11 protein-coding genes are annotated in these 12,544 nt (G+C 46.2%); 9 read left to right on the top strand and 2 right to left on the bottom strand.

Features of this window, described 5'->3' with window-relative positions; all coding sequences use genetic code 11:
* Window positions 1–117: 117 nt before the first annotated feature.
* Entirely contained in the window at window positions 118–465 is a 348-nt protein-coding gene (gene clpS, locus ACZ5DR_RS10535) for an ATP-dependent Clp protease adapter ClpS (RefSeq protein ID WP_377369108.1), read from the top strand.
* Between the two features lie 20 nt (window positions 466–485).
* Window positions 486–2,750, top strand: coding sequence for an ATP-dependent Clp protease ATP-binding subunit ClpA (clpA, locus tag ACZ5DR_RS10540; RefSeq protein WP_377369110.1), 2,265 nt, complete (start codon window positions 486–488; stop codon window positions 2,748–2,750).
* 81 nt (window positions 2,751–2,831) lie between these two features.
* Here clpA and infA read toward each other — a convergent pair whose 3' ends face one another.
* Together infA and aat are read right to left on the bottom strand one after the other, a co-directional pair.
* Window positions 2,832–3,050 carry a translation initiation factor IF-1 gene (gene infA / locus ACZ5DR_RS10545; protein ID WP_055461515.1) on the bottom strand — a complete coding sequence of 73 codons (219 nt, stop codon included), beginning with the start codon at window positions 3,048–3,050 and terminating at the stop codon, window positions 2,832–2,834.
* Window positions 3,051–3,173: 123 nt separating this feature from the next.
* Window positions 3,174–3,920, bottom strand: a complete 747-nt coding sequence (aat, locus tag ACZ5DR_RS10550) for a leucyl/phenylalanyl-tRNA--protein transferase (RefSeq protein WP_377369113.1) — start codon at window positions 3,918–3,920, stop codon at window positions 3,174–3,176.
* Window positions 3,921–4,398: 478 nt separating this feature from the next.
* Between aat and ACZ5DR_RS10555 the strand changes: the two genes are divergently transcribed.
* The 7 genes from ACZ5DR_RS10555 (at window position 4,399) to cobA (ending at window position 12,524) form a co-directional block, all read left to right on the top strand.
* Window positions 4,399–5,223 (top strand): hypothetical protein, encoded by an 825-nt coding sequence (locus tag ACZ5DR_RS10555; protein ID WP_377369115.1) that lies wholly within the window; start codon window positions 4,399–4,401, stop codon window positions 5,221–5,223.
* Window positions 5,224–5,327: 104 nt separating this feature from the next.
* The gene (locus ACZ5DR_RS10560) at window positions 5,328–8,018 is read left to right on the top strand and encodes a DNA translocase FtsK (RefSeq protein ID WP_377369117.1); all 2,691 of its coding nucleotides are present in this window, start codon (window positions 5,328–5,330) and stop codon (window positions 8,016–8,018) included.
* A gap of 22 nt (window positions 8,019–8,040) precedes the next feature.
* Window positions 8,041–8,649 (top strand): outer membrane lipoprotein periplasmic chaperone LolA, encoded by a 609-nt coding sequence (lolA, locus tag ACZ5DR_RS10565; RefSeq protein ID WP_377369119.1) that lies wholly within the window; start codon window positions 8,041–8,043, stop codon window positions 8,647–8,649.
* Complete coding sequence (locus ACZ5DR_RS10570; protein ID WP_377369121.1) at window positions 8,650–10,005, top strand: replication-associated recombination protein A; 1,356 nt, start codon at window positions 8,650–8,652, stop codon at window positions 10,003–10,005. It abuts the gene before it with no gap.
* Window positions 10,002–10,373, top strand: coding sequence for a fluoride efflux transporter CrcB (crcB, locus tag ACZ5DR_RS10575; RefSeq protein ID WP_377369123.1), 372 nt, complete (start codon window positions 10,002–10,004; stop codon window positions 10,371–10,373). Before ACZ5DR_RS10570 ends, crcB begins: the two co-directional genes overlap by 4 nt.
* 55 nt (window positions 10,374–10,428) lie before the next feature.
* Window positions 10,429–11,724, top strand: a complete 1,296-nt coding sequence (serS, locus tag ACZ5DR_RS10580) for a serine--tRNA ligase (protein WP_377369125.1) — start codon at window positions 10,429–10,431, stop codon at window positions 11,722–11,724.
* 59 nt (window positions 11,725–11,783) lie between these two features.
* Window positions 11,784–12,524 (top strand): uroporphyrinogen-III C-methyltransferase, encoded by a 741-nt coding sequence (gene cobA, locus ACZ5DR_RS10585; protein WP_377369127.1) that lies wholly within the window; start codon window positions 11,784–11,786, stop codon window positions 12,522–12,524.
* Window positions 12,525–12,544 lie beyond the last annotated feature (20 nt).

A 12,544-nucleotide genomic window follows, 5' to 3' on the forward strand; every position in this document is an offset into this window, starting at 1 on the left:
TGAGAGTAGAACTCTATTGGTGATTTGTAAAATTCTTATTGTTTTCGTCTTTTTGGTGTGAAAACCGATTGTGAAAGCAGTCTTTAACGTGAATATTTGTAGTTCTTAGAGGTCGAGATGTTTGCATCCAAGCAAATTAGTCTAAATTTAGAAGACGACGATCAAGGTCATTCCTCTGTTGCCATTGCGCCTGAGGATACGGAGTTGAAACCACCCTCCATGTACCAGGTGGTTCTTTTTAATGACGATTACACGCCAATGGATTTTGTCGTGTTTGTTCTTCAACGCTTTTTCAACATGGACGCAGAGAAGGCCCAGCATGTAATGATGGAAGTGCATACCAAAGGAAAAGGTGTCTGTGGCATTTATCCTTACGGTATTGCCGAAACCAAAGTAGCTATGGTGCAGCAGTTTTGTGAGCAAAACGAGCACCCCCTAATGTGCGACTTGCAACAAGTCGACTGATTTTTTGAGAGGGATAAGCGATGCTAGATAAAGAACTAGAGCAAACCTTAAACAGCGCTTTTAAAGCCGCCCGCGACAAGCGTCATGAGTTTATGACGGTTGAGCATCTACTGTTGGCTTTAATTGATAACGTTGCTGCCGCGAAAGTACTTGAAGCGTGTGGCGTCACCTTAGACGTTCTTAGTAAAGAGCTGGAAGAGTTCGTAAACAGTACTACACCCCTTATTCCCCAAGATGATGAAGAGCGTGAAGTTCAGCCGACGTTAGGCTTTCAGCGCGTGCTTCAGCGTGCTGTGTTCCATGTCCAATCATCTGGCAAGCGCGAAGTCACTGGTGCCAATGTACTCGTGGCTATTTTTAGTGAGCAGGAAAGCCAAGCGGTGTATTTGCTTCGTCGTCATAATGTGGCCCGAATTGATGTGGTGAATTTTGTTGCCCACGGTATTTCCAAATTGGGTGATGCTTCTTCTCAAGAGGACTCCATCGAGCAAGAAGACGAAGATGGTGAAGATACAGCGAAAGCACCATTGCAGAAATACGCCACTAACTTGAATGAAGAGGCGAGAGAGGGGCGTATTGATCGCTTGATCGGTCGTCAATATGAAGTGGAGCGTGTGGTTCAGACCCTGTCTCGTCGCCGTAAAAATAATCCGCTTTTAGTGGGTGAATCTGGTGTTGGTAAAACTGCCATAGCGGAAGGCTTAGCCCGCCGAATTGTGGACGGTGAAGTGCCAGATGTTATCGCTGATGGTGTGGTGTACTCCCTCGATCTTGGCGCATTGCTAGCGGGAACCAAGTACCGTGGTGATTTCGAGAAACGCTTGAAACATTTGTTAGGTGAATTAAAAAAACAACCAAACGCGATCTTATTTATTGATGAAATTCACACCATTATTGGTGCCGGCGCTGCCTCTGGCGGTGTGATGGATGCTTCTAATCTGCTGAAGCCAGCGTTGAGTTCAGGTCAGTTGCGTTGTATTGGTTCAACCACCTTCCAAGAATTCCGTGGGGTGTTTGAAAAAGACCATGCATTAGCTCGTCGTTTTCAAAAGATCGATGTTAATGAGCCCAGTGTTGATGATACCTATGAAATTCTTAAAGGCATCATTGGCTCTTTTGAAGAGCATCACAAGATCAAGTATGACGATGCCGCTTTAAAAGCTGCTTCAGAGCTGGCCCAGCGTTATGTGCCGGATCGCCATATGCCTGATAAAGCGATAGATGTGGTAGATGAGGCGGGGGCTTATCAGCGTCTTCAGCCAGAAGAGTCCCGTAAGGAAGTGATTACGGTTGAGGATATCGAAGAGATTGTCTCTAAGATCGCTCGAGTACCTGTTAAATCGGCAAGTACGGATGATAAACAAGTGTTAGCCAACCTCGAGCGCAACTTGAAAATGGTGGTATTTGGTCAAGATCAAGCGATTGAATCTTTATCCGATGCCATTAAGCTCTCTAGGGCCGGTCTAAAAGCCGATCAGAAGCCCATAGGCTCTTTCTTAATGGCTGGCCCTACCGGTGTAGGTAAAACAGAGGTAACTCGTCAGCTGGCCAAGATCCTTGGCTTAGAATTGATTCGCTTCGATATGTCTGAGTACATGGAGCGCCATGCGGTGTCTCGTTTAATCGGTGCGCCACCAGGATACGTGGGCTTTGACCAAGGGGGCTTGTTAACAGAAGCTGTGACCAAGAATCCTCACAGTGTTGTCTTACTGGATGAAATCGAAAAAGCTCATCCAGAAGTCTTCAACTTGCTGCTGCAAGTGATGGACCACGGTACCTTGACAGACAACAACGGCCGAAAAGCGGACTTCCGTAACGTTATCTTGGTTATGACATCTAATGCAGGGGCAGAGGTGTTAGCGAAGCGCTCTATTGGTTTCTCTATGCAGGATCATTCTACAGACGGTATGGAGGTTATTAACAAGACCTTTACACCAGAGTTCCGAAATCGCTTAGATGCTGTGATCCAATTCAAACAATTGGATGAGCAGGTGATCTTCAATGTTGTCGATAAGTTCCTAGTGGAGCTGCAGGCTCAGCTTGACGCCAAAGGTGTCATGATTGAAGTGTCTGATACTGCGAGAGGCTGGTTGGCTAACAAAGGCTATGACCGCCAAATGGGCGCACGTCCAATGGCTCGTGTGATTCAGGAGCATCTGAAGAAGCCATTGGCGAACATGATTCTATTTGGAGACCTGGTAGAAGGCGGTGTGGTGAATGTCTCGTTGGATGAAAACAAAGACGAGTTGGCCTTTTCTGTGAAGAAAGAAGCTATTAATTGCTAAGTTAATGGCTTACGCCCCATAAACGCAAAAGCCGCGTCAGCAATGCTGATGCGGCTTTTTTGTGCTTGCGTACTGGCTGAATTAGCGTGAACGATACACAATGCGACCTTTAGACAAATCGTAAGGCGTTAGCTCTACTTTTACTTTGTCACCGGTTAGAATTCGAATGTAATTTTTGCGCATTTTACCAGAGATGTGTGCTGTCACAACGTGACCGTTCTCTAGTTCTACACGGAACATAGTGTTAGGTAACGTATCAACGATCGTACCTTCCATTTCAATGCTATCTTCTTTTGCCACAATCAGTGTCCTGTCTTAATTAAGGTGAAGCATTTTCTCGCTGTCTGGGATTGTAGTTGGCGAGATTGCTAAAATTTCGGCCGTATTCTGCCCAAATAGTGCTTAAAAAGCAAATAATGCACGCTAAATCACGATTTTAATTGGTGCTTCATGTTGTGCTAAAGCAATTAATTTCTGGTTTTTAGTGGGCTCTGGAATGAGCTGTTTTAAATCCGCTACGAAACATTCCTTAGTGCGCATTTGTGCGCCAAGGGAAAGGATGTGGTCAGATTCAACCTGACAGTCTATTTGTTCAATGCCTAAGCTCTCACAAAGTGCACAGAACTGCATGAGGGCCACCTTTGAGCCATTTTCTTTCAATGAAAACATCGATTCACCAAAGAAGAATTTCCCCATGGCAATGCCATAAAATCCCCCAGCAAGCTCCCCGTCACAAAACACTTCTATGGAAAAACCATACTCTAACTTATTGAGCCCAGAGTAGGCTTGAATGATGTCTTCAGTGATCCAGGTGCCTTCTTTTTGTGCGCGAAGCTCGCTGCAGAGTTGTATTGTGCGCTGGAAGTTTGCATTGATCTGGTAGCTCCAAGCGTTTTTCCGTAGGGCTTTTTTTAGTGATCGACTGCAATGGAACTCGCTGGGAATCAAAGTGCATCGCTCTAACGGGTGCCACCAAAGTATCGGGTCCGCTTCGCTAAACCATGGAAAAAAGCCCCGCTGATAAAGATGGATAAGACGCTCGGGCTTAAGGTCGCCCCCAATTGCTGATAAACCCTCAGGGTCTGTTAATGCCCGAAAAGGATCCGGAGTGTCGTAGATGGATTCCGTAAGCAGTACTAATTCAGGTTCGAGATGCTTTGTTTTGTCCATTATTTGCATAATTGATTGATTTGGGTAATGATCTTCGTCATTGGGTTATCCATAGTTTATACGCTATTGGTCTAGGTTTTGAACTTGATTTACACGATCTCCATAGAAAAATAATTGAGTTGATTTAAAAGTGACCGTTTTTGTCCTTTTAGATAGTGCTTTCATGCTTTTCTTGTGATCTATGTATAAATCAAATGATAAAAATGCAAAAAAAACCGAAAAAAAGTGTTTGTAGTGCTTGACCAGTAAAGGAAAACTTGGTTTTAATCAGGTTAGTTCAGAGCGACGAGTAAAAAACTATTCGGATAACGTTTTGCGAACTAAATTTTTTTTCAGTGTTTTGACAATGTCACAAAACTGAAATTGAAGGGTTTTAGTATATCTGAGTCGTTGATTTTTCAGCGTTTTTGATGAGGTACTTGAGTCTTTCAAAAAAAGGTCTTGAGACCGAACATATAATATTAAAGGGGAATCTTGAATGAAAGCGATTAAACTTGCTTCAGTTTTTGCAGTATCTGCTGTTGCGGCTGCTGTTTCTACAACTACTTTCGCAGCTGAGCCAGTTTTCACTGGTAGCGCTGGCCTAGAATACAAAGCAACTGATGCTGACGGTGGCGATGCTGCAGGTTCTAACGGTGAAGTAAACATCATCGGTGATACTGGTCTAGTTTACTTTGACCTAGACATGGACACTGGCAACGGCAACTTCGTACTTGACGAAGCTTTTGTTAAGCAAGGCGCTGTATCTTTCGGTGACTTCGACGGCTCTCTAGCTGATGGCGCTGCATACTCTGCTGGTGTTCGTGAAGATAACGACGGCGCTAAGAAAACACTAGGTACTGATCTAGGTATTCGTTACTCTGTAATGCCTGGTCTAACTGTTGCAGCTGAAATGGCTGAAGGTTCTTCACAGTCTTCTGTAGCTGCTAGTTACTCTCAAGATCTAGGTGTGGCTACTCTTGGTCTATCTGGTGCGTTCGGTTTCGGTACTGATGCTGATAACCAAATCATGACTGCTGGTGTGTCTGTTCCTGCTGGCATGGCGACAGTTACTGGATTCTACCAAACTGGTAAAGCATCTGATGCTGATGTTACTTCTTACGGCCTAGGTCTTGATCTAGCATTGACTGAAGCGGTTTCTGCTGCAGCTCAATACTACGTAGATGATGAAGCAGACAAAGGCGGCGTTACTGAAGGTTCTCTATACTACACAGCTGGCGACATCGTATACTACGTTTCTTACGTGGACTACGAAAACGACACTTCTGATTACTCTGTAATCGGTGCTGAAGCTTCTTTCTAAGATTTCCCTATCTTAGTGAAAGCGAAAGCCAGCCCTTTGGGCTGGCTTTTTTTATGGTAAGCTATCAGCCTTAATTTTAAACCCGATACATTGGAAGGTGGCTTTTGACACAAGTAAGGAGTGAGTCGGTACGATCACCCATTTGGGGAACCTTTGCAAAACAGGCTGCGTTTATTACCGCGATTCTGTTTTTTCTTTTTTTTGCATTCGCAACCTATACCTATCATCCAGAAGATGCTGGTTGGTTTTACTCAGGGAGTAATGCTGTTACTCAGAACTCTATGGGCCCTATTGGCGCTGCATTGAGTGATGTGTTGTCGGCTTTTTTTGGCAGCTTATTTTATTCTCTGCCTGTGCTATTCATCGTAGTGACTTACATTCTTTGGCGTAATCCCCATCACCTTATTCCCCTCAACAATGCGATCCTTTGCTGTGTTGGTAGCATTTTATATCTGAGCTTTGGGTCGGCTTTATGCTTTTTACATACGGTTGGTGCTGCGGGTTTGCAGTTTGGCGCCGGAGGTATATTGGGGCAAAGCCTCGGAAAGGTTTTGTATCATTGGCTAGGTTATGATGGCGCCACCTTGGTGAGTTTGGCCTTGACTATTTTAGCATTCACCTTGATGGCGCAAATTCATTGGTCATTAGTGTTGGAATTTGTTGGGGAAAAGGCAGCTAATGCTTATGAATCCATCAGGGGCTATTTTGCCAATCGTTCTGCTAAACCCTCTCAGGAGTTGGAGTCGGTTGAAGATCTAGACGATGAATTTGATGAGCCTGCTATCTTCCGTAAAAAGTCTTTTTTAAGGAAAAAAGAAGCGGCCCCTAATACTTCTAATGACTCAGAAGAGGTTAGTGAAGCTCCTGAGGCTAAGCCATCGAAATGGTTGGGTTGGGTTGGCAAACTGCGTCAGTCAAACAATGGCAAGGCTGAAACGGAAAGCTCTGATTCAATCAGGGAGCATATCGATCCGAATTTCGATAGCTTTGATGACATCAAGATTGATGACGATAATGTTGCCTTCACGGATACTCTCTACATAGAAGAGGAGAGTGGGGATGACTCCCGTTACTCTGCGCCGCCGAAAAAGCCTGCCCCGCCAGCCCAAAGCGAGACGACAACGCTTGAGGATTCGATTGATACCCATGAGCCTGTTACCCCTGCAATGGATGTTGCGACTGAGCCAGCGGTGCAGCCACCAGCTCAACCAAGTAAAATTCCATCCCACAAGCCTGCGGTGAAGACTCTGTCTGAAGCGCGACAGTTAGAGGGACTGGGTGGACCATCTTCTGAGGTAGAGCGATCTGAAGCCGCTTACACCTTGCCAGATCGAAGTGTTTTAACGCAGCCAAAGCCTAAAAAAGGCGGTTACTCCGAGGAGGAGCTGTTGAGTCTTTCGGAGCTGCTTGAACAGCGTTTGTTAGACTTTGGTGTCAAAGCAGAAGTCGTTGAGGTGAACCCCGGCCCAGTCATTACTCGCTTTGAGATTCAGCCTGCCCCAGGTGTGAAGGTCTCTCGAATTACGAACTTGGCAAAAGATTTGGCTCGCTCATTGAGTGTCATGAGTGTGCGTGTAGTGGAAGTGATTGCTGGGAAATCAACCATTGGTATCGAAATCCCGAATCAAATTCGAGACACAGTGTACTTCTCTGAAGTGATTAATGTGGACATGTATGACAACGCCACTTCGCCACTGACGTTGTCTCTGGGGCATGACATCTCCGGGGAGCCTGTGGTGGTTGATCTGGCGAAGATGCCCCATGTATTGGTAGCAGGTACCACGGGTTCAGGTAAGTCGGTGGGTGTGAATGCCATGATTTTGAGTATGCTACTCAAGTCGACCCCAGACGAAGTGCGTATGATCATGGTTGACCCTAAGATGTTAGAGCTCTCTATTTACGAGGGAATTCCGCACCTGTTAACCCCCGTTATTACAGACATGAAAGACGCGGCCAATGGTTTGCGCTGGTCAGTGGATGAGATGGAGCGTCGCTACAAATTAATGTCTAAGCTTGGGGTACGGAATATTGCCGGCTACAACAAGAAAGTCAGGGAGGCGATTGCGGCAGGTGCTCCGATAGAGGACCCTCTTTGGCAGCCTGAGATGGCCATGTTTTCAGAAGACGGTGTAGCCCGGACCGTGCCTCATTTAGAGCCACTTCCGTACATTGTTATCATCGTCGATGAGTTTGCTGACATGATGATGATTGTCGGCAAGAAAGTCGAAGAGCTGATTGCTCGAATCGCACAAAAAGCTCGTGCGGCAGGGATTCACCTTGTCTTAGCCACCCAGCGTCCTTCTGTGGATGTTATTACTGGCTTGATAAAAGCCAATATACCGACTCGTATGGCGTTTCAAGTGTCTTCTAAAATCGATTCTAGGACGATTTTGGACCAAGGTGGTGCGGATCAGCTACTTGGGCAAGGTGACATGTTGTACTTACCTGCTGGCTTACCAACGCCTATACGGGTGCATGGTGCTTTTGTATCCGATGAAGAAGTGCATGCGGTGGTAGAAGAATGGAAAGCCAGAGGTGAACCTGAATACATAAACGATGTGGTGACCAGTCAAGAAGATATGGATACTGGCGGGAGTAGCGAGGACCAAGACCCTCTCTACGATGAGGCTGTAAAGATTGTTACGGAAACCCGTAAGGCGTCTATTTCGTCTATTCAGCGTCGTTTAAAAATTGGTTATAACCGAGCGGCAAACCTCGTTGAGGCCATGGAGTCAGCAGGCTTAGTGGGGCCAATGGGAACGAATGGTCAGCGTGACGTTCTGATTCCTGAATAAACGCAATTGTTTTGGAGTAATCATGTACCGAATTTTATTAGCCGTTTTAGTGTGCTTTTCCCCATTCCTTTGGGCACAAGAGTCCACTGCCAGCTTGTCACAATTGTTAGAAAGCAATCGTGATGTGGAAGGTGAGTTTCGCCAAGTGACCTATAACGAGCAAGGTGAACAGGTTCAGGTGAGCGAAGGGGTGTTCTTATTAGCGGCACCAAATCGCTTTGTTTGGGATACTATTTCACCTTTTCCCCAGCGTATTATTTCTGACGGTCAGCTTGTGACAATCTGGGATGTGGATTTAGAGCAGGCGACCCAAAAGCCATTTTCTTCTACAGTAGGAAACTCTCCAGCGGCATTGCTGGGTGAGTCTGCCGACAGTGTGTTGACCCATTACAAGGTAGAGCAAACCAGTGGGGCAAAATATCGTCTAACGCCCAATGAATCAGATGACTTATTTAACTCTCTGACATTGTCTTTCGATAATGGTGTGATTGATGCCATGAGCATCAAGGATGTGTTGGGGCAAATCACCGTGATTGAGTTTTCTAATGTGGAAGCCCATGAAGGGGTCTCAGATCAGAACTTCAATATAAATTTGCCTGAGTCAGTTGATCTTATTGTTGAGCAGCCATAAATGACGGACTTGTTTTCCACCAATGATCTTGATCTTTCGCAACCTTTGGCGGCGCGGATGCGCCCTAAGCGACTGGAAGACTATGTGGGCCAAGACCATTTGGTGGGAGAAGGTAAGCCCCTACGCAAAATGGTTGAGCGTCGGCAGGGGCACTCCTTTATCCTATGGGGGCCACCTGGGGTCGGTAAAACCACTTTTGCCCAGTTATTTGCTCACTCGTTAGATGCCAAATTTATTGAATTATCGGCAGTTATGTCAGGGGTGAAAGACATTCGCGCTGCGGTAGATGAGGCCAAACAGTGGCGTATGATGACGCAAAAGGCGACCTTGCTGTTTGTTGATGAAGTCCATCGTTTCAATAAATCCCAGCAAGATGCTTTTTTGCCCTACATTGAAGATGGCACCTTTCTGTTTGTTGGGGCTACTACGGAAAATCCGGCCTTCGAGCTAAATTCTGCACTCTTGTCCCGTGCCCGGGTTTATCGCTTGCAAACTCCAACCCAAGACCAACTCATGGTGGCTATGAAAAGAGCCTTAGCAGATCCAGAGCGCGGATTGGGTGAGCAGCGAATTCAAATCACTGATGAGTTGTTAGCTATCCTCGCAACGGCGGCAGATGGCGATGTGCGTCGTAGTCTGAACTTTTTGGAAATCCTATCTGATTTTTTGGAAGTGGGAGAAACCGTTACCAAAGCCCATTTGGAAGATGTGTTAGGGGGTAGCGTTAGGCGTTACGACAAAAATGGGGATGTGTTTTACGACCAAATTTCAGCCTTTCATAAGTCGGTACGTGGCTCTTCCCCCGATGGGGCTCTGTATTGGATGGCGCGTATGTTGGATGGTGGTTGTGACCCCCTTTATATTGCTCGTCGCCTTTTAGCGATTGCGTCGGAAGACATAGGCAATGCGGATCCAAGAGCGTTACAGGTTGGGTTGAATGCCTGGGATGTATTTGAGCGAGTGGGGCCCTATGAAGGAAACCGAGCTATTGCTCAGGCAGCGGTTTATATGGCCTGTGCCCCCAAAAGTAATGCCGTCTATATGGGATTTAGTCAGGCTTTGAGTGATGTGGCCAGTCATCCTAGCTACGAAGTCCCCAACCATTTGCGAAATGCTCCAACTGATCTCGCGAAAGAAATGGGACATGGTGAAGACTACCGCTATGCCCACAATGAGCCTAATGCCTATGCGGCAGGTGAGCGCTATTTGCCTCCAGAATTAGCCACAGAGCGTTACTATCAGCCAACGGATCGAGGTTTGGAAAAGAAAATAGGCGAAAAACTCGCTTGGCTTGCAGAGTTAGACAGTGTGTCTTTACAGCAACGCTATCAAGATGATGAGGATGTAACTCGATGATCTATTTTATGGTCGCATTGGGTGGGGCTTTGGGGGCTCTATGTCGATTTGGTGCTACCAAATGGATTAATAGTGCTTGGAGCTATCCATTTCCCTTGGCTACTATGTCGATCAATATAGTCGGTAGCTTCTTGATGGGGGTGGCATTTGTGGTGGTGAGTGAGCGGATGGCTTCCTTTGAAGCTTTTAGACCTCTTATTATGGTGGGCTTTTTGGGAGCTTTTACCACTTTCTCGACATTTTCCCTAGAAATCGTCTCTCTCTTGAATCAGCAGGCTTGGCTAAGTGCCATAAGCTATTTATCATTGAGCTGTGTGTTAGGTGTGTTAGCGCTGACAGCAGGCATTGGTATGGCGCGCTTATTTTAATTTGTACATCGAACAACTATTTATTCATTCATTTACATAAGGTTTTGTTGCAGCAATGTTAGACATTAAAGCTCTTCGGGCAGATCCAGAAGCGATCGCCGCGCTACTTAAGAAAAAAGGCTTTGATTTGGACGTCGCTACGTTCTCCAATTTAGAAGAACGTCGTAAGTCTATTCAGATTGAAACTGAGACGCTGCAGCAGTCCCGTAACTCTGTATCCAAGGAAATCGGCGCTGCGATGAAGGCTGGTGATAAAGCCTTGGCAGATGACTTAAAAGCGCAAACAGCTACTCTTGGGGATGACCTAGCGAAAGCTAAGGAGCAGCTGGCTGGCGTTCAGGCTGACCTAGACAGTCTGCTGGAGTCTATTCCCAATATTCCTCATAGTTCCGTGCCAGAAGGTGTGAGCGAAGACGACAACGTTGAAGTCCGCCGTTGGGGAACGCCTCGTGAGTTTGACTTTGAAGTGAAAGACCATGTGGACGTAGGTTCTGCAATTGGCATGCTGGACTTCGAATTGGCGGCAAAAATCACCGGTTCACGTTTTGCTGTGATGCGTTCTGATTTGGCTCGTCTGCATCGCGCATTGACGCAGTTTATGTTGAACACGCACATTGAGGAGCATGGCTACTCTGAAGTTTACGTACCTTACCTAGTGAATGCCGCGTCTCTAAAAGGGACAGGCCAGCTTCCTAAGTTTGAAGAAGATTTGTTTAAGGTGCCTGTAGATAAAGACAGTGGTAACAGTGACCTGTATTTGATCCCTACTGCAGAAGTGCCTGTGACCAACATTGCCCGTGATGAGATCCTTAATGACGCGGACTTGCATCACAGCTATGTCGCTCATACACCTTGTTTCCGTAGTGAAGCGGGCAGCTATGGTCGTGATACTCGCGGCATGATCCGTCAGCACCAGTTTGAAAAAGTGGAGTTGGTGCATATTTGTCGTCCAGATATTTCTGAGCAAGTGTTAGAAAGCTTAGTAGGGCATGCGGAAGTGATTTTGCAGAAGCTAAATCTGCCTTACCGCACGGTTATCCTATGCGGTGGTGACTTAGGTTTCTCTGCTCATAAGACTTACGACATTGAAGTTTGGTTACCAGGCCAGCAAAAATACCGTGAAATTTCTTCTTGTTCTAACATGGGGGATTTCCAAGCTCGTCGTATGCAGGCTCGTTGGAGAAACCCAGAGACAGGCAAGCCAGAATTGGCACACACATTGAATGGTTCTGGTTTGGCAGTGGGGCGTACTTTGGTCGCTGTATTGGAAAACTACCAGAACGAAGATGGATCTGTAACCGTTCCTGAAGTACTTGTACCGTACATGGGTGGCAAAACGAAGATCGGCTAATTTGATCTTTATGGATTCTAAAAGCCCCGCCATGGGGCTTTTTATTTGGGCAGTAAATTATGATTGGTAAAGTGTATTTAATCGGTGCTGGGCCAGGTGACCCAGATCTTCTAACTATGAAAGCGCACCGACTTTTATTGAGTGCAGATGTGGTGCTTTATGATCGCTTAGTAGGAGAGCAGATCATTGCCATGATCCCAGACAGCGCAGAAAAGCTGTATGTTGGCAAAGCCAAGTCATTGCATAGCCTACCGCAAGAAGAGATTAACTCCCTATTGGCGAAAAAAGCCAAAGAGGGCAAGGTAGTCGTGCGCTTAAAAGGAGGTGATCCTTTTATTTTCGGGCGTGGCGGTGAAGAGCTAGAAGAGCTTGTGGAAGAGCAAGTACCTTTTGAAGTTGTCCCTGGAGTGACTGCGGCAGCAGGTTGTGCAGCTTATGCAGGTATTCCACTCACTCACCGAGATTACGCTCAGTCGGTTCGTTTTTTAACGGGGCACTTAAAAGATGGCTCTACCGAGTTGCCATGGGAAGAATTAGTGCATCCAGCGCAGACTCTAGTGATCTACATGGGGTTAACGGGTCTTGAGTCCATCAGTCAATCCTTGATTCGTTTTGGTATGCGTCCCTCTATGCCTGTGGCGGTTGTAGAAAAGGGCACATCTGCAAACCAGCGTGTCTTTACCTCAACCATGAAGGACATACATCAAGTGGTTTTGGACAATGAAGTGAAATCCCCTGCCTTGTTGATCATAGGTGAAGTGGTGACATTGCAGAATAAGCTCGCTTGGTTCAACGAGTAATCAAACTAGAAAGACTTACT

Source organism: Marinomonas vaga (assembly GCF_055388305.1).